This window comes from Pseudomonas sp. MS01C9 (genome assembly GCF_058202755.1).
This window is the reverse complement of sequence record NZ_CM177073.1, coordinates 2,789,872-2,810,347: the sequence shown is the minus strand read 5'-3', so window position 1 is coordinate 2,810,347 and position 20,476 is coordinate 2,789,872. Positions and strand designations below refer to the sequence as shown.

At 59.9% G+C, this 20,476-nt stretch carries 19 protein-coding genes and 1 tRNA gene; 8 read left to right on the top strand and 12 right to left on the bottom strand.

The genetic code is table 11. The features are described 5' to 3' along the window. The first annotated feature begins 8 nt into the window (after positions 1 to 8). From AC1M7R_RS12855 to AC1M7R_RS12830, 6 genes are all read left to right on the top strand, one after another. The gene (locus tag AC1M7R_RS12855; RefSeq protein ID WP_072397769.1) at positions 9 to 764 is read left to right on the top strand and encodes an ABC transporter substrate-binding protein; all 756 of its coding nucleotides are present in this window, start codon (positions 9 to 11) and stop codon (positions 762 to 764) included. A 75-nt stretch (positions 765 to 839) separates the two neighbouring features. Further along, the gene (locus AC1M7R_RS12850) at positions 840 to 1,535 is read left to right on the top strand and encodes an ABC transporter permease (RefSeq protein ID WP_072397768.1); all 696 of its coding nucleotides are present in this window, start codon (positions 840 to 842) and stop codon (positions 1,533 to 1,535) included. Beyond that, positions 1,532 to 2,221 (top strand): ABC transporter permease, encoded by a 690-nt coding sequence (locus AC1M7R_RS12845; RefSeq protein WP_072397767.1) that lies wholly within the window; start codon positions 1,532 to 1,534, stop codon positions 2,219 to 2,221. Before AC1M7R_RS12850 ends, AC1M7R_RS12845 begins: the two co-directional genes overlap by 4 nt. Continuing rightward, on the top strand, positions 2,202 to 3,455 hold the full coding sequence (locus AC1M7R_RS12840; protein ID WP_490610446.1) for a methyltransferase: 1,254 nt from the start codon (positions 2,202 to 2,204) through the stop codon (positions 3,453 to 3,455). Before AC1M7R_RS12845 ends, AC1M7R_RS12840 begins: the two co-directional genes overlap by 20 nt. A gap of 310 nt (positions 3,456 to 3,765) precedes the next feature. Further along, entirely contained in the window at positions 3,766 to 4,611 is an 846-nt protein-coding gene (locus tag AC1M7R_RS12835) for an FkbM family methyltransferase (protein WP_072397765.1), read from the top strand. Positions 4,612 to 4,665: 54 nt separating this feature from the next. After that, a tRNA-Thr gene (locus AC1M7R_RS12830) sits at positions 4,666 to 4,741 on the top strand. A 449-nt stretch (positions 4,742 to 5,190) separates the two neighbouring features. On the opposite strand, the gene AC1M7R_RS12825 is transcribed toward AC1M7R_RS12830, so the two are convergent. Continuing rightward, complete coding sequence (locus AC1M7R_RS12825; protein ID WP_083714535.1) at positions 5,191 to 6,150, bottom strand: alpha/beta fold hydrolase; 960 nt, start codon at positions 6,148 to 6,150, stop codon at positions 5,191 to 5,193. Between the two features lie 323 nt (positions 6,151 to 6,473). Here AC1M7R_RS12825 and AC1M7R_RS12820 point away from each other — a divergent pair, with 323 nt between their 5' ends. Further along, the gene (locus AC1M7R_RS12820) at positions 6,474 to 8,081 is read left to right on the top strand and encodes a methyl-accepting chemotaxis protein (protein ID WP_123596383.1); all 1,608 of its coding nucleotides are present in this window, start codon (positions 6,474 to 6,476) and stop codon (positions 8,079 to 8,081) included. 50 nt (positions 8,082 to 8,131) lie between these two features. Here the strand turns inward: AC1M7R_RS12820 and AC1M7R_RS12815 are convergent, their stop codons facing one another. Together AC1M7R_RS12815 and AC1M7R_RS12810 are read right to left on the bottom strand one after the other, a co-directional pair. Beyond that, positions 8,132 to 8,809 carry an RES family NAD+ phosphorylase gene (locus AC1M7R_RS12815; protein ID WP_072397763.1) on the bottom strand — a complete coding sequence of 226 codons (678 nt, stop codon included), beginning with the start codon at positions 8,807 to 8,809 and terminating at the stop codon, positions 8,132 to 8,134. Next, the gene (locus AC1M7R_RS12810; RefSeq protein WP_072397762.1) at positions 8,809 to 9,219 is read right to left on the bottom strand and encodes an MbcA/ParS/Xre antitoxin family protein; all 411 of its coding nucleotides are present in this window, start codon (positions 9,217 to 9,219) and stop codon (positions 8,809 to 8,811) included. Before AC1M7R_RS12810 ends, AC1M7R_RS12815 begins: the two co-directional genes overlap by 1 nt. A 421-nt stretch (positions 9,220 to 9,640) precedes the next feature. On the opposite strand from AC1M7R_RS12810, the gene AC1M7R_RS12805 reads away from it, so the two are divergent. Continuing rightward, positions 9,641 to 10,567, top strand: coding sequence for a LysR family transcriptional regulator (locus AC1M7R_RS12805; RefSeq protein WP_072397761.1), 927 nt, complete (start codon positions 9,641 to 9,643; stop codon positions 10,565 to 10,567). On the opposite strand, the gene AC1M7R_RS12800 is transcribed toward AC1M7R_RS12805, so the two are convergent. From AC1M7R_RS12800 to AC1M7R_RS12760, 9 genes are all read right to left on the bottom strand, one after another. Further along, a complete protein-coding gene (locus AC1M7R_RS12800) occupies positions 10,484 to 10,801 on the bottom strand; it encodes an AzlD domain-containing protein (RefSeq protein WP_076405736.1) in 318 nt (105 codons plus the stop codon). The genes AC1M7R_RS12805 and AC1M7R_RS12800 overlap by 84 nt on opposite strands. Then, positions 10,780 to 11,493, bottom strand: coding sequence for an AzlC family ABC transporter permease (locus AC1M7R_RS12795; RefSeq protein WP_072397759.1), 714 nt, complete (start codon positions 11,491 to 11,493; stop codon positions 10,780 to 10,782). Before AC1M7R_RS12795 ends, AC1M7R_RS12800 begins: the two co-directional genes overlap by 22 nt. After that, on the bottom strand, positions 11,490 to 11,927 hold the full coding sequence (locus AC1M7R_RS12790; RefSeq protein ID WP_172834649.1) for a GNAT family N-acetyltransferase: 438 nt from the start codon (positions 11,925 to 11,927) through the stop codon (positions 11,490 to 11,492). Before AC1M7R_RS12790 ends, AC1M7R_RS12795 begins: the two co-directional genes overlap by 4 nt. 13 nt (positions 11,928 to 11,940) lie before the next feature. Continuing rightward, positions 11,941 to 12,687, bottom strand: a complete 747-nt coding sequence (locus AC1M7R_RS12785; RefSeq protein WP_072397758.1) for a 2OG-Fe dioxygenase family protein — start codon at positions 12,685 to 12,687, stop codon at positions 11,941 to 11,943. 233 nt (positions 12,688 to 12,920) lie between these two features. Next, a complete protein-coding gene (locus tag AC1M7R_RS12780; protein WP_072397757.1) occupies positions 12,921 to 14,207 on the bottom strand; it encodes an OprD family porin in 1,287 nt (428 codons plus the stop codon). A gap of 369 nt (positions 14,208 to 14,576) precedes the next feature. Continuing rightward, a complete protein-coding gene (locus AC1M7R_RS12775) occupies positions 14,577 to 14,777 on the bottom strand; it encodes a hypothetical protein (RefSeq protein ID WP_072397756.1) in 201 nt (66 codons plus the stop codon). Positions 14,778 to 15,021: 244 nt separating this feature from the next. Further along, entirely contained in the window at positions 15,022 to 16,128 is a 1,107-nt protein-coding gene (aguA, locus tag AC1M7R_RS12770; RefSeq protein WP_123596384.1) for an agmatine deiminase, read from the bottom strand. 3 nt (positions 16,129 to 16,131) lie between these two features. Next, positions 16,132 to 17,010 carry an N-carbamoylputrescine amidase gene (aguB, locus tag AC1M7R_RS12765; protein ID WP_072397754.1) on the bottom strand — a complete coding sequence of 293 codons (879 nt, stop codon included), beginning with the start codon at positions 17,008 to 17,010 and terminating at the stop codon, positions 16,132 to 16,134. A 309-nt stretch (positions 17,011 to 17,319) separates the two neighbouring features. Next, the gene (locus AC1M7R_RS12760) at positions 17,320 to 20,232 is read right to left on the bottom strand and encodes an aminotransferase (RefSeq protein ID WP_490610445.1); all 2,913 of its coding nucleotides are present in this window, start codon (positions 20,230 to 20,232) and stop codon (positions 17,320 to 17,322) included. Positions 20,233 to 20,476 lie beyond the last annotated feature (244 nt).

Genomic DNA, 20,476 nt, shown 5'->3' with positions numbered 1-20,476 from the left:
CAGTACATATGCAGATCTACAAGAAGTTTTTCCTGGCCGCTGCCGCCGGCCTGGTGTTCTCTGCCAACGCCATGGCGGCTGAAAAGCTGCAGATGGGCATCGAAGCAGCCTACCCCCCCTTCAACAACAAGGACGCCAGCGGTCAGGTCGTAGGCTTCGACAAAGACATCGGCGATGCCCTGTGCGCCAAGATGAAAGTCGAGTGCGGCGTGGTCACCTCCGACTGGGACGGCATCATCCCGGCCCTGAACGCCAAGAAATTCGACTTCCTGATCTCTTCCCTGTCGATCACCGAAGAACGCAAGCAAGCGGTGGATTTCACCGACCCGTACTACTCCAACAAACTGCAATTCATTGCGCCCAAGAACGTTGACTTCAAGACCGACCCTGCCACTCTCAAAGGCAAGATCATCGGCGCTCAACGCGCCACCCTGGCCGGTACCTGGCTCGAAGACCTGGGCGACGACGACATCACCATCAAACTCTACGACACCCAGGAAAACGCCTATCTGGACCTGACTTCCGGTCGTGTCGACGCGATCCTGGCGGACAAGTACGTCAACTACGACTGGCTGAAGACCGATGCCGGCCGCGCCTACGAATTCAAGGGCGATCCGGTGGTGGAAAGCGACAAGATCGGCATTGCCGTGCGCAAGGGTGACAATGACCTGCGCAACCGGCTCAACGCCGCCCTGAAGGAAATCGTTGCCGACGGCACCTACAAGAAAATCAACGACAAGTACTTCCCGTTCAGCATCTATTGATCCTGACGTGCCTGGCCGGTGCCGCTCCCCGCGGCCCCGGCCCTTAGCAAAGCCTGCCGATATGAACACGTACCCATGATCATCGACCTCTACGGATTCGGCCCGGCGCTCGCCGCCGGCGCGCTGATGACCGTCAAGCTGGCGCTCTCGGCCCTGTGCCTGGGGCTGGTGCTCGGCCTGCTCGGCGCCTTGGCCAAGACTTCACCGTACAAGCCCCTGCAATGGCTTGGCGGCACCTATTCGACACTGGTCCGCGGCGTCCCGGAATTGCTCTGGGTGCTGCTGATCTACTTTGGCACCGTCAACCTGATGCGTGCCATGGGCGAGTATTTCGGCCTCCCCGATCTTGCCCTCGATGCCTTCACCGCCGGCGTCATCGCCCTTGGGCTGTGCTTCGGCGCCTATGCCACGGAAGTCTTTCGCGGCGCGATCCTGGCGATCCCCAAGGGCCACCGTGAGGCCGGCGTGGCCCTGGGCCTGTCGAAATGGCGGATTTTCACCCGGTTGATCATGCCGCAGATGTGGCGCATCGCCCTGCCCGGCCTGGGCAACCTGTTCATGATCCTGATGAAAGACACCGCCCTGGTCTCGGTGATCGGCCTGGAAGAAATCATGCGCCACACGCAAATAGGCGTGACCGTGTCCAAGCAACCGTTCACTTTCTACATGGTGGCGGCGTTCATGTACCTGGGCCTGACGATCCTCGCCATGGCCGGCATGCATGTGCTGGAACGAAGAGCGGCCCGCGGCTTTGCCAGGAGTACCCAATGAACTGGGAAGTCATCATCAAGTGGCTGCCGAAACTGGCCCAGGGCGCGACCCTGACCCTGGAGCTGGTCGCCATCGCCGTGCTCGCCGGCCTGCTGCTGGCGATTCCGCTGGGCATCGCCCGCTCTTCTCGCCTGTGGTACGTACGGGCGCTGCCCTACGCCTATATCTTCTTTTTCCGTGGCACGCCGCTGCTGGTCCAACTGTTCCTGGTCTATTACGGCCTGGCGCAATTCGATGCCGTGCGCAGCAGCGCCCTGTGGCCGTACCTGCGGGATCCGTTCTGGTGCGCCACGGCCACCATGACCCTGCACACCGCCGCTTACATCGCCGAGATCCTGCGCGGCGCGATCCAGGCCATTCCCCGTGGCGAGATCGAGGCGGCACGCGCCCTGGGCATGTCGCGGCCCAAGGCGCTGTTCTACATCATCCTGCCCCGCGCCGCGCGAATCGGCCTGCCGGCCTACAGTAACGAAGTGATCCTGATGCTCAAGGCCAGCGCCCTGGCCAGTACCGTGACCCTGCTGGAGCTCACCGGCATGGCCCGCACCATCATTGCCCGTACCTACCTGCCGGTTGAGATCTTCTTCGCGGCCGGTATGTTCTATCTGTTGATGGCGTTTGTGCTGGTGCAAGGCTTCAAGCAGCTGGAGCGCTGGTTGCGCGTCGATGCCTGCCAGGGACGCTGAAACGGTCGTCTTGACGGGCGAGGCATTACTCGCCCGCTTCAGGGCGCTGGACGCTTTTCTCACTGCGCACCAAGGGTTGTGGAAACCCCGGCCGTTCACCCATCTGCAACTACCCTGGGAAACGTCCTACCCGGAGTTAGCCCAATGGCTACGCCGACGTTCGCTGGAAGAGGCGGAAAATGACCATCACCAGCCTTGGCTGCTTGAAAACGCCCCCGCACCGTTTCCCGAATGGGCGGCTGTCGCCCATGGGTTGAGCACGATCGGCCCACTGCCTGGCATGGCGCTCGAAGCGCCTGCCCATCGCCTCGACGTCGAGGTGCCCGGCCGCAAGTGGCAGCAGATCGAGGCCTTCGCCAGTCGCCTGGACTTTTCCAGCGAACCGAGCCATTGGCTCGACTGGTGCGCCGGTAAAGGCCATCTCGGCCGGCGCCTGCTGCGCGGCACACAGCGCCTGACCTGCCTGGAATATGATCCGGCCCTGGTCGCCAACGGCCAGCAACTGAGCCAGCGCCACCACCTGAGCGCCACCCATGTGCGACAAGACGTGCTGGCGCAGGACGCAGCCCAAGCGATCCACTCCGAACACACGCCTGTCGCCCTGCATGCCTGCGGCGACCTCCATGTACGGCTCATGCAACTGGCCAGCGCCGCCCATTGCAAGCAGATGGCCATCGCACCGTGCTGCTACAACCGCATCGGCGCCGAACACTACCAACCCCTGTCCGACGCAGCCAAAGGTTCTGCCTTGCAACTGTCGCTGGAAGACCTCGGCCTGCCACTGAGCGAAACCGTTACCGCCGGCGCACGGGTGCGAAGGCAACGAGACCACTCCATGGCCTGGCGCCTGGGTTTCGATCTGCTGCAACGGCAAATCCGGGGTAGCGACAGCTATCTGCCGACGCCCTCGCTTCCCACGTCCTGGCTGGAGAAAACCTTCGCCCAATACTGCACCGATCTGGCGGCCCTGAAAGACTTATCCACAATCGGCTCGCCTGACTGGGCAGCCTTGGAAGCAGCGGGCCATCAACGCCTGGCCCAGGTACGCAACCTGGAGTTGCTACGAAGCCTGTTCCGCCGTCCCCTGGAGCTGTGGCTGGTTGTGGACAGGGCTCTTTTTCTGATTCAAGAAGGCTATGAGGTTCGCCTTGGGACCTTCTGCGAAGCGACCCTGACACCTCGAAACCTGATGCTGTTGGCTGAGCGTTGCGCAGAAGCAACACCCTGTGGATAACTCTGTTGATGAAATACACCTGGATCCAATAAATTCGCCATTTCCTGACCGATTCAAGGCTGGTCATTTTTTATTCATATGAATAAAAAACCATGAAAACAGGCATTTGCACGCAAACGCGAAAGCTGTCACAGAATTACAATATTCCTTGCGCCTGACCCTGCCCGTTGTGCATAAGCGCCCAATCAAAACGACATAACCGCCGAATCTTAGGGTGCTCTGCGCCGACAATTGCACCCACCGTGCCCGTGCAGTACAACAGTTCCATTTATCGTGACAGACACCCTGCCGACGCACTCAAGGACTGACCGTGACGTTCATCTCCTACGCACAGAACTTCGAAGACATACGCCTGTGGCGCGCCCTCCAGTCGGTGGAAAACGGCTTTTATCTCGACGTCGGCGCAAACCATCCGACAGACGACTCCGTGACCCGGGCCTTTTATGACCACGGCTGGCGCGGAATCAACATCGAACCGGTGTCGACCTATTACGAAGCGCTCTGCCAACAGCGCCCCAATGACATCAACCTGCAATGCGTGGCGGGCGAAAACGCCGAAAGCCTGACCTTCTACACCATCGCCGACACCGGCCTGTCCACCGTCGAGGCCAGCGTCGCCCGGCAGCACCGAGAATCCGGCATGGATGTGCGCGAACAGACCGTCCAGTCCCGCACCCTGGCCTCGATCTGCGAGCAATACGCCCAGGACCGCCCCATCCATTTCCTGAAGATCGACGTCGAAGGCCATGAAGAAACCGTGCTGCGAGGCATGGACTTCGGCCGCTGGCGGCCGTGGATCATCCTCATCGAAACCCCATGGGCCCGCGACCAGGCCTGGGAAAGCCTGGTCACCAACGCCGGCTACCAATCCATCCTCTTCGACGGAATCAACACCTATTACCTCGCCGAAGAGCACCTGGCCCTCAAACCCGCCTTCGACATCCCCCCGTGCAACCTCGACGGTTTCCAGTTCTGCAAAGGCCACAAATTCAGCCACCCCACCGGCGACACCGAACACCAACTCGCCCTCGCCCTGCAACGCGCCGAACGGGCCGAAGCCCAACTCAGAGCCATCCAGGACAGCCGCACCTGGCGAGTCCTGCACAAATTACGCAACCTCCTGCCCCGCCCATCGCCACGCCCCGCGCAAAAATAGTCAGAATTCAGGGGTTTACAGAAATCCCCCAATGGCTATAATCGTCGCCCACACGCCGGTATAGCTCAGTTGGTAGAGCAACTGACTTGTAATCAGTAGGTCCCGGGTTCGACTCCTGGTGCCGGCACCATACAAAACAAAGCCCTCGCAGAAATGCGAGGGCTTTGTTGTTTCCGGGTTTTGGTAATTCCCTAAAGCCGACTTGCCGCGATCAGACCCAAAAGGCCTTACCTCCATCGACAGCCAAACGTTATCCGCATGCCTGCCCGTTACAATTCAATATCAGCGCAACGTTGACGGACTCTCACTCCTACCCGTAATGCCCCCCAACACACCCGCCAGGCCTAGGTTGAGCCTGTCAGCAAGCTCGAATCGTGCTGTTTTTCTGGCCTGGAGAAAACTACATGAGGCCCTTCGACAAGCCGGCCCTCAGCGTAGAATCCGCCAAGACCCGCGCCTTCATTGATTCGTTGATGGGTCATGCCCGTGAACAGCAGTGGGCGAGACGTTTTGATGCGAGGACGTGAATTCAAGGACGGCGACACCGTTTGCACCGTCGGCTTGCGAGGCTCTCCGTGATCAGTTGCGCAGAAAATCCAGGATAGCCTGGCTGGTGAACTGCATTTTCTCTTCAAGGACCCAATGCCCGGTGTTTTCCAGGATCAAGGATTGCGGCTGCGAGGTAATGTGCTGCACCTGCGTGAATAACGTCTTGCCTCTGGAATGATCCCCACCGATGGTAAGCACCGGTATGTTCAGCTTGTGCTCGGCAAACGCCTGATTGTCATTGGCGTCATGCTCTACCCAGGCAGAATAAAGCTTGAATGCCGCCTCCATGCGTCCGGGTCGGGAATAATCCTTTACCAAGGCGTCCCGCACCTCGTCGGGCACCCGGGGATTGTCGTTGTATACGAACTCATCGAAGAACATGTCCAGGTAATTTCTTTCCTTACCTTCGATCATCTTTATGGCTGTGGCGCCAAAGAAGCGGAAGTGCCACTTGCTCGTAGTGCCTGTGGCAGGGTTACCGTTATAGGGAATCTCCCATCCGGGAATGCCGGGTATGAACCCGTCCATCAGCACGATATGCGTGGTTTCCTCGGGATAAAGAGCGCCATAGGCATAGGCGATAATCAACCCCATGTCATGACCGACGATATCCACCTGCTTGATACCCAGCGTCTTGATCAGCTCATGAAGATCCAGGGCCATGTTCTTTTTGTCATAGCCGCTTGCTGAGATCTCCGTTTCTCCGGCACCCCGATAATCCGGAACGATCGGGGTGTAGCCGGCGCGTAGCAGTCTCCCCATCAATGCTTCCCAATTACGCCAGCTTCCCGGAAAACCGTGGACCAGCAAGACCGGCTTCTCGCCGTTTCCGCTTACCAGATAGTGCATGCGGATGCCGTTCACGTTCGCGTATTCGCTTCTGAATTTATCGCCATTCACGACAACGCCGCGCTTTGCCAAGGCAGCGCTCGCCTGGTTGGAAGCCATCGAATCGAACAAGCAAAGCACTGACGAAATCAGCTTCTTCATACACAGACCACCTTGATAAGCCAGAGCCATACGCAATGACTCGCCGTATTCAGAAGCTCTCTTCGGCGACCAGTTTCAATTCAACTCAACCAGCAGACTACTGTCAGGAATGACAGTGCCGACCAACGGCGAACCCGATCTGCCCCGCCATTACCGCGCCACGCTCCGATTCAGGTGCAAGCCCTTTTTCAGCCAGAAGTGTCATGCAGTCTTCAGCCAATCGTTATTGCCGCCGATACCCCGAATAAGAGCATCACTTTCCCAAGGCTCCGCCGACGCTCAACTACACTTGCCCAAAATCCTCGCCTCAGGAGCAGTCGGCGATGAAAATCCGCACCAAGATCATCGGCTCGGGGTTGGTCAGTCTGATTTTTGCACTGCTGCTCGGTGGCATCGGGTTGTGGGGATATCACTCCATGACCGAAGCCCTGGTGCAGAACGAGACCAGTATCTCGGCCATGCGCAAGCACATGGAGGCGGACATGATGCACGACGCCATTCGTGCCGATGTGCTGGCTGCGTTGCTGGCGGCGCCGGGCGATGCCGGGGCGGCCAAGGAAGTCACCGAGGCGTTCGATGAGCACACGGCGCGGATGCGCAAGGTCATTGCCGAGAACGCCGAAGCGCAGCTGCCAGAGGATGTGGCGCAAGCGATCGTCGAGCTGAAACCCCAGGTGGAAACCTATATCGACAAGGCCAGGCAGGTCATCGGCAAAGCCTTGAGTGGCGCCCAGGATGGTCGTGCGTTACGGGCGGAGTTCGATCAAGCGTTTTCGGCGCTCGAAGAGCGCAACGAGGTCGTGAGTGAGCTGATCGAAAACCAGGCCCACTCGTCCCGCCAGCATCAGGATCGAAGCATCCATGCCTCGGAACGCTGGTTGATCGTGACGCTGCTGGCTACCTGCGTGGCGCTGGCACTGCTGTCCTGGAGCCTGCTCAAGGCGGTGCTCACGCCGTTGAACAAGATCATCCTCAACACCCAGGCGATTTCCCAAGGGGATCTGCAGCGGTCGATGGGCGCGCATGGCAAGGACGAGCTGGGCCAATTGCAAAGTGTGATCGAACAGATGCAGGCCAACCTGCGCCAGATGATCGCCACGATCCGCAACCAGAGCGATGAACTGCACGGTACCTCCCGGACCCTGGGCGATACCGCACGACAAATTGTTTCCAGCGCCGACCACCAGGCCCAGAGTGCCACCAGCATGGCGGCGAGCATGGAGCAGATGATGGCGAATATCAGCCAGATCCATGAACATGCCGACAATGCCCGGACAATTTCGGCACAGTCCGAACAACTGGCAAGCAGCGGCGGACAAGTGATTCTCGGGGTGGTGGAAGGCATGAGCCGCATCGCCGAGGTGGTGAACCAGTCCTCCGTCAAGATCACGGCCCTGGACGCTTCGTCCGAAGACATTCATTCCATCATCCAGGTGATCAAGGGCATCGCCGAGCAAACCAACCTGCTGGCCTTGAATGCCGCCATCGAGGCCGCTCGCGCGGGTGAGGCAGGCCGCGGCTTCGCGGTAGTGGCCGATGAAGTGCGTAACCTGGCGGCTCGTACAACCCAATCCACCCAGGAAATCACCGCGATGATCGAACGCATCCAGGCCAACGCCCGGGATGCGGTCGCGAACATGCAGGCTTGCGTCAGCAGTGTCGATGAAGGCGTGAACCTGGCCCAACAGGCCGGGGTCTCTATCAGCGAAATCCGCTCGGGTGCCCGGCATGCCGCCGAAGTGGTGGAGGAGATATCCCTGACCATCGCCGAGCAATCGAAGGCCAGCGATGAGATGGCCCAGCGGGTAGAGTCGATTGCCGAGCAGTCACGGGAAAATACGCGGTCGATTCACAACCTGACGCAAACGGCGGATCAGCTCAACGATGCGGCCGGCTCGATGCAGGCATCGGTGCAGCAGTTCAAGATCTGAAGGCTGGCCCGGCCTCGCCTTGGCCCAGGATGCCCTGGGCCAAAAACCGCTCACACCTGGCTCACCTCGAACACGAACGAAATCTCGCGCTTCTGGGCACTCCAGACGTACCGGATGTGTTTACCCTGCACTGGAATGGAAACCGCAGGCGGTCGAAACGCGGCGACACATTCGTGGCCGGCCAGACGAACGCTGTTGTAGAGCAGGCCCCAGGACAGGCTCTCGCGCAGTTGCCGGGCGAATACCTGGGACGGGCCGTAGGCGTCGGGGTCCGGGTTGTGCAGGTGCGGGTAATCGTGGCGGATGTCGTGCAGCGGCTTCACCACCTGGTTGACGTAGGTCCGCATGGTCAATTCCAGGTCCGGTTCGTTGGTCGCCCCCAGGAATCGCGCCTGGTGATAACAGGTCTCGGCGATGGCGGCCTCCTGGCTGCTGGCGGCGTAGTAGACGCCGAAGGTGCCGTCGCTGAAGCGGCTGCTCTTGCCGATATGGGTAAACGCCGCCATCACCGGCGAGGAACCCGGCCCCGACACACGGTCTTCGGGACGCACGCGTGACAATACCCCCGCCTCCTCCATCAACCGGTCATTGGTCAACGCCTCCAGGGCATAGGCGGTTGGCAGGTCCTCCGGATCGAGCACATCTTCGAACAGCGTGATGGGTGGGAAGCAGCTGTTGACGATCCGGTAGGCGCGCGTCCATTGCGGGTCCGCCAGTGGGGGTGTCATCAGCCGCGCACTCCATCCAGGTATCGCCGCACGTCGGCAATGTCCACCACCCGTCCGGCCAGCATATAGGACAGCGCCGATTGACCATTGAATGGCGCCGCGGTGTTGGGCGTGCTGACCCATTGATAGGCACGGTCCCGGCTGTTGCTGAAGATGATGCTCAATGCCTTGTGAATGCCCATGAGATAGGAGATGCGCTCCAGAGTGTCACGCGGCAAGCGTATGTTGGCCGGCAGTTGCTTGTATTTATAGAAGGTGGTGTTTCCTACCTTGCCCAGCAACGTCCGCTGTTGCTCGACGCTACAGCCCCACAGCTCCATGAGGTTGAAGAAGAACTTCAACGCGACTCGACCCGCATCCGGGGAATCCAGCTGTTGTTGTGCGTTGAGGGTGATGGAAGACGTGGCCATGGAATCAGGACTCCGTTGTTACCGGTAATGCCCAGAGAATAGTACACATACGGATATAAATTAAGTTTTAATTCGCAAACGAATAAACACGACCGAGCGTGATTGTTTCTCAAGGCAACTTGGTGAGCATCAATTTCATCCATTACACCGGCGTTCGGATATCAGCCACGGCTTTTTCTTTCCTGGGAAATTTCTGCCGGGGCCGCAGGCAAAGCCCTCACGAGGCGAACTGAATCATTCAATAAACGCCAAACCGGCAAAAAAATCGAAATCCGCATAAGCTCCAACCATCGCCTGCCGAGCTTTTCGCGACAAAATCGCGACAACCACGGCAAGGTGCATGATGATAGCCGCATGTACTGCCTGACCCGGGCCAGGTACACAACAATAGCGAGCCCACTTAAGCAGAGGGCATTACCTCATGGATAGCAGAACCTTACGCAACCTCATGCGCATCGTGCAGACCGGCTCCCTGTCGGCGGCAGCGGAGCATTCGTGCCTCACGGTGCAGGCATTGGCGGCGCAACTGAACAAGGTAGAGGAGCAATTCGGTTTCCGATTGTTCCGGCGTTCGAACAAGGGGCTGACGTTGACGAGCCAAGGCTCGGAACTGACCCCCTTCATGGATCAGGTACTGGTGGCTACGCGACAGTTGGAAGAAAAGGTCGCGGCTCTCAAGAAGCCTCGACAACGCACACTGAAAGTGGCGCTCAACACCACCCTTCCGGCGGAATTCAACCGACGATTGATCGATAGGCTGATCGCCGTCTTTCCTCAATATCAACTGGAGTTCAGCTACGCCGAATCCATGGAGAACCTGAGCAAGCTCAAGAACGAGGAGTTTGACCTGGCGATCCTGATCGGGCCGCAGCAGAGCGGCTTTTCCAGTATCGCGATGCCGGATGTGCAGGTCCGGGTGGTGGGCGCTCATTGCGGTGACGAGGACGATCCGCTGGGGTTGCTGGGCGACAGGTTCCAGGTGCGTCCGGCACAGGAGTGCCCGTACTCCCACAGCTTCCTTCGTTTCCTCGATGCCGGCCTGGGCGAATACGGTTCGAGCCAGCGCATGGTGTATTCCTGCAGTGAAACGCTGACCTTGTCGTTGATCACACAGCTCGATGGGCTGGGACTGGTCTCCAGGGAAGCGGCGCTGCACAACGGCCTGGCGATCTTTCCGGATTTCGAAGACTTTCTCGAAGTCCGCCTGGCGGTGAACAACCCGGAGCTGTCCGACCAGGCGCTGCACGACGTGGTGGACCTGAAGCTACAGGAACGAGCCGAGCGCGATATACGCCGCCGTGCCCACCGCCACACTGAGAAACAGGTTACGGCTGAAATACGCACATAGCAGCGTCGGAATCGCGGCATAGAACTCCGGGCGATCCAGTTGTATCTGCTGATCCTTGATCAACAGCGGGGTGAGGCTGATGGCAGCGACGATCGCCACCGGCAGGTATTCGAGGGCACGGGCGACGAAGGGCGGCCAGTGCTCCGTATTGACCTGCAACGGCAAGGCGCGGGGCAGGAAGGTCACGGCCATCATCAGGACCACCACCAGGATCAGGAACGTTTGGTCAGGCATACGCCTACCCCGCAGCCAACGAACGTGGCGATGAAGACGTTGAACGGCGAACTGCCCAGCAGGCTCAGCACGCCCATGCAGACAACGGCCGCCAGGGCCGCGATCAGTTTGTTGCGGGTGTCGCACAACGAAACCAGCACGTAGAGCATCATCGCCGTCAGTGCGTAATCGAGCTGGTACTTGATCAGGTGGGCGGCGTATTGCGCGCAAACGGCGCCCAACAAGCCACCAAGCACCCATGAGGTATGGCAGAACAGGTTGAAACCGATGAGGTAGCGCACGCTGACCGGCGCCCCGCTGCCGAGCTTGACGCTGTGAAAGGCAAACGATTCGTCCGTGAGCCCGGCGGCGTAGCACCAGCGTTCGAAACGACTGAGCCCCAGCGCGCGCAGGGCCTTGGCCATGTAGACCGACATCAGCATGTGTCGCGCATTGATCAGGAACGTGGTGAGCACGATGGTGGTCAGCGACGCCCCGCTGGAAATCAACGCCAGCGCGGCGAACTGTGAGGCGCCTGCATAGACGAACAGGCACATCGCGACCGGCAGCCACAAAGGCAACCCGGCGTTGACCGCCATCAGACCGAACACAAACGAAACCGTAAAATAACCCGCCACCACCGGACTGGCTTCAGCGAAGGTGCGCGAGGCTTGTGGTTCGACCGCCAGCGGCTGGCTGGAAGTCTTGCTCATAAATCCCTCTCGAAAGTGATTTCACCCCGGGGTTCGTAGAACCCCTGGGCCGCCCAGAAACGCTTGCCGGCCAGGTTAGCATCGTCGACGAACAGGAACATGCGCAACACGCCCACCCGTTTCATGTCGGCCGATGCCGCTTCCACCAGGCGCTGGCCCAGGCCCCGGGTACGATAGCCCGGGCTGACCGCCAGGTGATTGATGGTGCCACGGGTACCGAGCCTGCCGCCAATCACCGCGCCGACCACTTCACCGCTGGCATCGATGGCCAGGTAGGCCGTGGTGGTCTCCTGGAGAATGACCCCACGCAGGAATCGAGCATCCTGCCATTCGCAGAACGATACTTCGTCGAAGCCGCGAAAGAACTGCTCCATTCTTTCCGCATCCCTGACCATGGCCCGGCGCAACATGACCTGTTGCACCGGATCTTCCATGGGTTCGAGCTGTTCAGCGAACAATGTCAAAAGCGGTCCCGGGCCGCGAGAAGGAAATCGCCAGGATCTGCCTGAACGCCATTTCATGGCTATGGACGTTTCGGGCCGGGGTCACGTAGTGACGCATGTCGCGGTCGAGGAAGAAGGTAGTGTCGAGGATGTCCTCGTAGGTGGTCGCCGCCAGTTGCTCTTCCTGGGGGCTGTACAGCCGGCTTTCCGCGCCTGCCACGTTATGGCGGCCCCAGAAGTGCACGCCGCTGAACGGGTAGCCGTCGCAGTGAATCCCTTCGGGAGTGATTTCCAGCTGCTTGCCAGGCTTGATCTCGATGCGGATCTGATGGATCTGGCACTGCCAGATTTCATCATGCAGCTCTTGTGGAAGGACGTTTTTATAAACTTCGAAGTCCGTATCGATCAGGCTGCGCATCACGGGCGAGTTGATCACTTCGTTGGAAAAATCCTGAAAGTGCCGCTCCAGTCCTCCGACATAGCTGTTGTTGGCCTTGGACTGGATGTAGGCCCGGTGTTCGAGCTGCTTGAGCTCACGGGTCTTCGGGTTGTATTCGAAGTCGCTGTAACGACGAAAACGCATGCCTGACTCGGCCTGGCCGTAATAACTGTCGGGCTCCATGTTTTCCCAGCTTTTGGTCAGCCGGACAAAGTCGCCGAAATGACCGTAGAGATTGAAGTCTCCACCGCGGACGTTAACGTATTTGTCACGTCGAAGCGCTTCGCCCACTTCCCTGTTCAGAACGATCATTTTTATCAGGTCTCCACTGCATTGAGCGGCCTAATCTAGTAGGTGCAGGATTTACGTCCATGAGAAAGAATTTGAGGCATTTCAAGCCTTGCTTGAAACGATGGGGGAAGGTCCGTCGGCACGACTTTTTATCGGGAAAAAGGTCGTTTTCAGTGGTATTTCTGGCGCCAAAAGATAAAAAACCCCCGAATTGGATTCGGGGGTCTGTTCAACCTGACTGACGCGATCTGCTATCAGAAGACGTTGATCGGGTAATCCACGAAGACCCGCAGCTCGTTACCGCTGACGTTGTATTCGCTGGACTTCTGCGAGACACGCAGCACCGAGCTGCGCAATCTTACGCTCAGGTCCTTGGCCGCACCGCTCTGGACCACGTACTTGAACTGGTTGAAGATTTCCCGCTCGGTCCCGCCTTCGCTGGTGGACGTGGTGATGTTGTCGCCGCGCACATACGCCACGTTGTAGGTCAGCCCGGGGATGCCGAAGGTGGTGAAATCCAGGCCGTAGCCCAACTGCCAGCTGCGCTCGTCCTCGGCGTTGAAGTCCGACCAGTAGGAGTTGGCCAGGTAGATCGTGTTACCGCCATCGCCCACCCGATTCTGTCCCCGCTGGTATCCGCCATAGGCATAGCCCAGGTTGCTGTCGCCGGTGCTGCGCTGATGGGCGAGGGTGAAGCTGTGCGGTCCGGTGGCGAACGTCGCGGCCAGGCTCCAGATCTTGTTGTCGTCGCCGGTGACGTTGTTCTCGCGAACGTAACTGTTATCCAGCTTGGTGCGATAGCCGTTGAAATCCAGGGTCAGGGATTGATCCTTGGCCAGCGGGAACACGTAGTTGGCATTGACGTATTGTTTCTTCAGCACGTCCTCGACATCCGAGGCATACAGGGACGCCTTGAACTGCTCGGTGAACTGATAGCTGCCGCCCAATACGTTGATCGACTTCAGGCCACCGCTGTCACGGCCTTCGGCGCTCTTGCGCGACTCGGCGGTGAAGCGCCCCGCATTCAGCTCCAGGCCCTTGATCTCCTTGGAGGTGATCAGGGTGCCGGTGTAGCTTTCCGGCAGCAGGCGCGAATTGTCGTAGCTGAGCACCGGCAGAGCCGGCATCTGGTCACCGTAGGCCAGCACCGTGTTGGAAACGCGGAATTTGACTGCCGCACCGAACTTGGACAGGTCATCCGCGGCGTTGCCACTGTCGCCCTGCTTGAAGAAGTCGATGCCTTGCGCGCCGCTACGGCCCTTGCCACCGTCCAGACGCAGCGCGTACAGGCCAAAGGCATCCACTCCCACACCGATGGTGCCCTGGGTGAAACCGGACGAGAACGTACCGATAGCGGCCTGGCCCCACTCGGCCTTGTCCTCGTTGCCGTCCTTGTAGTCGCGGTTCATGTAGGCATTGCGCAACAGCACCTTCAGGCTGCTGTCCTCAACGAACCCCTTCGATTGTGCCTGGTCGTTGGCCATGGCGTGTGTCGTGCTCAAAATCCCCAGTGCGATCAGACTGATGCGCTTGTTCAACATGATTATTTTCCTTATACGGGTTGATACGCACTGCGACCGGCAACCGAAACGGCGCTTTTTGCGCTCTTTTCTCGGACTCTTGCTCCTGGAAATAATGAAAAGGCCCGCCCACGAGCGATCGTGTCGGGCCTTTTTATTATTTAAGAGTCATGGCTGTTGGCCACAGGCGTAGGCGAATCCTATTCGCGCCGCTAACAATGTGTCAATTTCGTGAATCGTCTGTAATCAGGCGAAAAACGACTAATAACTTTCAAAAACGGAATATGCCCCAAGGGCCGCAAGAATGTTTGCGCCCAGCGGGCGTATATACAGCCCATAAAAAAAGCGCTGCCATGCCGGCCAGCGCTTTTTATTCAATCCGTCGAATTTCTATCCTTGCATCACGTCCCACAACGCCTCCAGCTCCGCCTCGCTGAACAGTCCAGCGGGGTAGCGCTCCGTGATCATCCGACGCGGATCAGGCTCTCTGATCTGACGCGTTCCATTGGACTTCAACCACTGCGCCAAGGCTTGAAGCGACTCACCATTAACGGCCAAGGGATGGCATGCGCGCTCGCTTATCATATTCATTCCAGCGCCCTCTCCTGGTTGATGAGCGGCTAATTTATCCAAGGTTTATGACAAAACAACTCAGTTCCGCTCCCCAGAACTGCCGATATGCAGATACAAGAGCTATGCCAATGTATCGATGCCGCTGGCACGAAGGGCATAAAAAAGCCCGCGCCCCAATCAGGGCGCGGGCTTGCTGAAAATGGATCCAAAAACCCCGGCGCAGAGCCGTGGGATAACTATCACCAAGCTGTTACATCGCCACTCATTTTGTGCGCGGAGCGGGCTGCTGCTGGGTAAGGCAATGGATATTCCCACCCCCCAGTAACAATTCACGCCCAGGTACCATGACCACTTCGTGCTGCGCAAACAGGTTTTGCAGGATGTCCTTCGCCGTGGCATCCAGCGGGTCGTCGAAGCTCGGGACGATAATGCCGCCGTTGACGATCAGGAAGTTCACGTAGGAACCGGCCAGCCGCACGGTCGGATTGCGCTCCTGGGAGCCTTCCACCGCATCCACGCCGGCGCATTCCTCTTCGGTGGCATAGAGAGGTCCCGGAATCGGCATCTTGTGCACTATGAACGGGCGCCCCTTGGCGTCGGTGCTGTTTTGCAGGACGTTCATCGCGGCATGGCAACGGCTGTAGTTGGGATCCTGCTCGTCGTCGGTCCAGGCGAGCAAGACTTCTCCCGGGCGCACGTAGCAGCAGAAGTTATCCACATGGCCGTCGGTCTCGTCATTGAACAGGCCGTCCGGCAGCCAGATGATCTTGTCCACCGCCAGTTGCTCCCTGAGCACCGCCTCGATTTCCTCGCGGCCCAGGTGCGGGTTGCGATTGCGGTTGAGCAGGCATTCCTCGGTGGTGATCAGGGTGCCTTCGCCATCTACGTGGATCGAGCCGCCCTCCAGCACGAACCCTTCGGTGCGGTAACGCGGACTGCGCTCGATCTCCAGGATCTTGCTGGCGACCTGCGAGTCACGGTTCCACGGTGAATACAGCCCACCGTCGAAACCGCCCCAGGCGTTGAAATCCCAATCGACGCCGCGCACTTCGCCACTGTCATTGATGACGAACGTCGGGCCGGTATCCCGGACCCAGGCGTCGTCGCTGGACATTTCCACCACACGGATATTCGGTACATCGAGGCGCGCCCGGGCGTTTTCGTACTGGGCCGCGGAGACCGCCACGGTCACTGGCTCGAAACGGGCGATGGCCTTGGCCACGGCGACATGAGCCGCCTGCGCGGGTTTGCCACCCAGGCGCCAGTTGTCTGGACGCTCGGGCCAGATCATCCAGACCTGGGTCTGGGTTGCCCACTCGGCAGGCATATGGAAACCATCCGCGCGAGGCGTGCTGTGCAAGGTTGTCATGAATCAGGACTCCAGTGAGCCGTCGAGGGTTTTGATCGCGCCGTACAGGTTCGGGCGCCGATCCCGGAATGTGCCCCAGGCACTGCGTATATGTTCCAGTTCGTCGAGGTCGAAGCTGTGCACCAGCACGCCCTCTTCGGTTTCGTTCAGTTCCTGGACCTTTTCGCCGAACGGGTTGGCGATGAAAGACGAACCATAGAACGTGATGTCGTAGCCGTCCTGTTCTTCATTGCCTATCCGGTTGCTGGCCACCAGCGGCATCACGTTTGCGCCGGCATGGCCTTGTTGCACACGCTGCCAGTGATCGCGGGACGAAATGGTCTTGTCGTGGGGCTCGCTACCGATGGCGGTAGGGTAGAACAGTATCTGCGCGCCTTGCAGCGCCATGCTGCGGGCGCATTCCGGGAACCATTGATCCCAGCAGATCCCCACGCCGATTCTGGCGTAGCGGGTATTCCACACCTTGAAGCCGGTATCGCCCGGGTTGAAATAATATTTCTCATGGTAGCCGGGGCCGTCTGGAATGTGGCTCTTGCGGTACACCCCCAGGTTCCGGCCGTCGGCATCGATGATCGCGATGCTGTTGAAGCGTGCGCGCCCGGCCCGCTCGAAGAAGCTGATGGGCAATACCACCTGCAGCTCCTTCGCCACCTTCTGGAAATGCCGGATGGCGACGTTCTCTTCTACCGTAGTCGCCAGTTGCAGGTAGTCCGGGTTCGGCTTCTGGCAGAAGTACGGCGTCTCGAACAACTCCTGGATCAGGATGATCTGCGCACCTTTGGCCGCAGCTTCGCGAACCAACCTCTCGGCGGTCTCGATATTGGCTTCGAGGTCCCAGGAACAGGCCATCTGAGTGGCGGCAACGGTAACGATACGACTCATGAATCATCTCCTGGATGATGGGCAAGGCCGGGGCTGGCTTCGATCGATGACGGAAAGTGAACCCCAGGTGCGAACAGAGGCACCGCGTCACCGGGAGACGTTATAGCCGATAAAAATCGGCTTTAGAAGCAAATTTTTTTAACAAGAACCTCAAACCGCTTATTTAAGCCGACAAATATCGATATAAAAGTTTTAGTGTTGGGTGGAGCGGGCTTGCCCGCGCAGGCAATGGACCGTCGACCCTGAAGATCGATCGGTCCGCAGCCGTCACGGGCAAGCCCTGGTGCGGGCGTCAGCCCTGTGGAATGGTCATAGATCTTCGTCCAACACTTTCGACAGCATATCGACGAAGAAATCCACGCTCTGGCGCGTGGTAACCATCGGAGGCTTGATCTTGAGGATGTTCAGGTAATCACCGGTTGGTTGCATGAAGATACCCAGCTCCCGCAGGCGATCGCACAATGCCGCGGTTTCTTCGGTGGCCGGCTCCAGGGTGTCGCGATTGCGGATCAGCTCCAGTCCCAGGTAAAACCCCGAGCCATGGACTGCGCCCACCAAGGGATGGCGCTCGATCAAGGCTTGCAGCCGCGCCTTGAAATACCGCCCCACTTCCCGGGCGTTTTCCCAGAGCCTTTCTTCCTGCATGACATCCAGCACGGCGATACCAATCTGGCAACTCACCGGGCTGCCACCGGCCGACGAGAAGAAATAGCCTTCCGCCTCCAGCGCCTCGGCGATTTCCCGCCGGGTGATCACCGCACCCAAGGGCTGGCCGTTGCCCATGCCCTTGGCCATGGTGATGATGTCCGGCACCACTCCCTGCTCTTCGAAGCCCCAGAAAAACTCGCCCATACGCCCGTAGCCGACCTGTACCTCATCGGCGATACACACACCACCCCGCTCGCGCACCAGCCCATAGACCTGCTTGAGGTAACCGGGCGGCAGGGCGATCCCTCCGGCATTTCCATACACAGGCTCACAGATAAAGCCCGCCAGTTGACGCTTGCGCTCGGCGATTTTCGCCAGGCTGTGTTCGACGCTGCGCAGGTAGTCCGGCGTGCTGTCCGGACCGCGGAATTCCCCGCGATAGGTGTTGGGCGCGGTCACCGGATGCACCCAGTCCGGGCGACTGCTCAGCGCCTGGGGGTTGTCGGCGATGGAGGTCGACACCGCATCGGCTGCCACCGACCAGCCGTGGTAGGCCTCCAATACGCTGAGCATGTCCCGGCCACCGCTATAGGCCCAGGCCAGGCGGATCGCCAGGTCATTGGCCTCCGTGCCGCTGTTGACCAGGAAAACCCGGTCCATGCCCGGCGGCGCCAGCGCCAGCAAGCGTTCGGAGAACTCGGTGACCGATGCATAGTGAAAACGCGAGTTGGTATTGAGCAGCGACCATTGCCGGGCGGCCACTGCCGCCATGCGCGGGTGGCCGTGTCCCAGTACCGCGACGTTGTTGAGCATGTCGAGATAGGAGCGCCCCTGCATGTCGATCAGATGGTTGCGCCAGCCACGCTCGATGCGCGGTGGATCGACGTAGTAGTGCTTCTGCGTCCGGGCAAAGCTCGCGTCGCGACGGGCCAGCAGCGTCTTGGCGTCCACTTCTGCCTCGGCATCGCACGCCAGCCCCAGCAACACCGACGGCGACGGGCACAGCGCCTGCCAGGCCGCGGCTCGGGACGGCGTGCAAAACAGCGGTGGATCCAACTGCGCGCCCCGGCATAGTTGAACCAGCAAGGGCTCGCTCACCTCCCCCAATACCTGTCCCTTGACCAGCGCGGCTCCGGAGTGCAAAGGCGAAGTAACGCCCCAGAGCCGCACGCTCAACTGCGTACCGTCCAGCTGCAGCATGCCGTCGGCGCGCTTGTGCACCACACCGGCGAACGGCGACTCCAATGGCGTGCCCCTGGGTACGTGCAATTCCACATGCAGCGGGAAAGTATCGGGTTCCTCGGCACTGTCCGGCCGGGTTCGAGACAATCGGTACTGCCCGTAGCGGCTGGCGGCCAGCCCGTGAACGGCCGCGGCCTCACCCAGCAGACGCCGGTCGATACCCGGTGCCTCCCAGTTCCCGGCCTCGAAATGCGGGCTCAGCACACCCAGGTCGATCAGGGCGAACTCACGCCCCACCAGGGTGGGCAGTAACGGCGCGAAGCCTTCACTGGCCACAGGTGGCAAAGACTGGTCGACGGCAGCCAGGATCGCTGCTTCCATCAGTTCGAACGGCACCGAGTGGGCGACCCGGAAGATCTCCCATTCATGCTCCAGGTTATCGCGACTGTAGGCATTATCCGGATCGATGCTGGCCTGTTGCTCGCCACTGAGCACCAGTATGGCGGCACGCGTCACGATCAACGGCCAAAGCGCCAACAGTTCCTCGCGCTGCAAGGGGTTGGCCGAGTGATAGGCCTGGACCGCCGGCAGGATGAAGAGCGGATCGCCGTCGGCATGATGCAACAACGCCGCGCAGGTCACCGATAACTCGGTGATGCGCCAGGTACGGATCAGATCACCGAAATCGATGACCCCCTTCACCTGCCACTGACGCAGGGCATCACGCTGCCAGACCACATTGTCATCGGTGAGGTCCATGTGGATCGCCTGTACCGGCAGGCTGGCCTTGAGCGGATGCAGGCGCCGCTCGGCCTGTTGCGCGGCTTCAGCGACGAGGCTGCGCCGCGGGTCATCCTGGACGACGGGCAGCAGGTGGTCGATCAGGGCACTGGCATGGCGAGGATCCCATTGCAGGGTGCGCTCCAGGCCCGGGTGGTCAAACGACGCCAGGGCCAGGTCGACTTGCGCGCACAGGCGCCCCAGGCCGCTCACCAGCTCGGGTCCCATGTGCTTGAGCCGGGTCAGGGGCTGGCCGTCTATATATTCCAGCAAGCGGACGTGTACCGCCTGGCCGTCCACATCGAGTGTCAGCAAGTCCTGGCCGTTATTGGCGGCGATGACCTGCGGCACTTTCACGGCGCCGTTCCCGGCCAGTTGCTTGAGAGCGGCATGCTGGGCCTGGAGCTCCTGGACGGCATAGTCGCCATGACAGATCTTCAACACGAATCGTCCGCGCTCGCTGTCGACGCGCAAGTTGAGGTCCTGCTGGCTGCCAAGGGGTCGCAGGTCACCGCTGAGTCCGTAATTCGAGCGCAGCAGTACCACCGCCTGGGCGGCGCTGAGCTGTGGGCTTGGCAAACTGGCACGGTGAACCAACGTGGCGAGTGGCATGTAACGACCCCTAGGGTGGTTTGTTGAGTGCCTATCTCGCCACTGAGTCAAGGGATAAGCAACCCCTCCCTGTGGAAACCATGGCGCCGGGACGGGTCGGCGATCCCCCCTAGACGGGTTGTCCGGTAAGAAAAGCGCCTGTGCCATCCCTTTCGCGCCCTCTGGCCCCGAGATCCCGCTTGCATCCCCCTCCTCCTGCCGACAAGCTATGCTCCATGCTTTGTCGTCTCATGGAAAAAGGCTT

What these genes read in the sequence shown, in the direction of transcription:
- AC1M7R_RS12855 (WP_072397769.1), top strand. Translation starts at nt 9, where the DNA reads ATGCAGATCTACAAGAAGTTTTTCCTGGCCGCTGCCGCCGGCCTGGTG.
- AC1M7R_RS12850 (WP_072397768.1), top strand. Translation starts at nt 840, where the DNA reads ATGATCATCGACCTCTACGGATTCGGCCCGGCGCTCGCCGCCGGCGCG.
- AC1M7R_RS12845 (WP_072397767.1), top strand. Translation starts at nt 1,532, where the DNA reads ATGAACTGGGAAGTCATCATCAAGTGGCTGCCGAAACTGGCCCAGGGC.
- AC1M7R_RS12840 (WP_490610446.1), top strand. Translation starts at nt 2,202, where the DNA reads ATGCCTGCCAGGGACGCTGAAACGGTCGTCTTGACGGGCGAGGCATTA.
- AC1M7R_RS12825 (WP_083714535.1), bottom strand. Translation starts at nt 6,150, where the DNA reads ATGAAGAAGCTGATTTCGTCAGTGCTTTGCTTGTTCGATTCGATGGCT.
- AC1M7R_RS12820 (WP_123596383.1), top strand. Translation starts at nt 6,474, where the DNA reads ATGAAAATCCGCACCAAGATCATCGGCTCGGGGTTGGTCAGTCTGATT.
- AC1M7R_RS12815 (WP_072397763.1), bottom strand. Translation starts at nt 8,809, where the DNA reads ATGACACCCCCACTGGCGGACCCGCAATGGACGCGCGCCTACCGGATC.
- AC1M7R_RS12810 (WP_072397762.1), bottom strand. Translation starts at nt 9,219, where the DNA reads ATGGCCACGTCTTCCATCACCCTCAACGCACAACAACAGCTGGATTCC.
- AC1M7R_RS12805 (WP_072397761.1), top strand. Translation starts at nt 9,641, where the DNA reads ATGGATAGCAGAACCTTACGCAACCTCATGCGCATCGTGCAGACCGGC.
- AC1M7R_RS12800 (WP_076405736.1), bottom strand. Translation starts at nt 10,801, where the DNA reads ATGCCTGACCAAACGTTCCTGATCCTGGTGGTGGTCCTGATGATGGCC.
- AC1M7R_RS12795 (WP_072397759.1), bottom strand. Translation starts at nt 11,493, where the DNA reads ATGAGCAAGACTTCCAGCCAGCCGCTGGCGGTCGAACCACAAGCCTCG.
- AC1M7R_RS12790 (WP_172834649.1), bottom strand. Translation starts at nt 11,927, where the DNA reads ATGGAAGATCCGGTGCAACAGGTCATGTTGCGCCGGGCCATGGTCAGG.
- AC1M7R_RS12785 (WP_072397758.1), bottom strand. Translation starts at nt 12,687, where the DNA reads ATGATCGTTCTGAACAGGGAAGTGGGCGAAGCGCTTCGACGTGACAAA.
- AC1M7R_RS12780 (WP_072397757.1), bottom strand. Translation starts at nt 14,207, where the DNA reads ATGTTGAACAAGCGCATCAGTCTGATCGCACTGGGGATTTTGAGCACG.
- AC1M7R_RS12775 (WP_072397756.1), bottom strand. Translation starts at nt 14,777, where the DNA reads ATGAATATGATAAGCGAGCGCGCATGCCATCCCTTGGCCGTTAATGGT.
- aguA (WP_123596384.1), bottom strand. Translation starts at nt 16,128, where the DNA reads ATGACAACCTTGCACAGCACGCCTCGCGCGGATGGTTTCCATATGCCT.
- aguB (WP_072397754.1), bottom strand. Translation starts at nt 17,010, where the DNA reads ATGAGTCGTATCGTTACCGTTGCCGCCACTCAGATGGCCTGTTCCTGG.
- AC1M7R_RS12760 (WP_490610445.1), bottom strand. Translation starts at nt 20,232, where the DNA reads ATGCCACTCGCCACGTTGGTTCACCGTGCCAGTTTGCCAAGCCCACAG.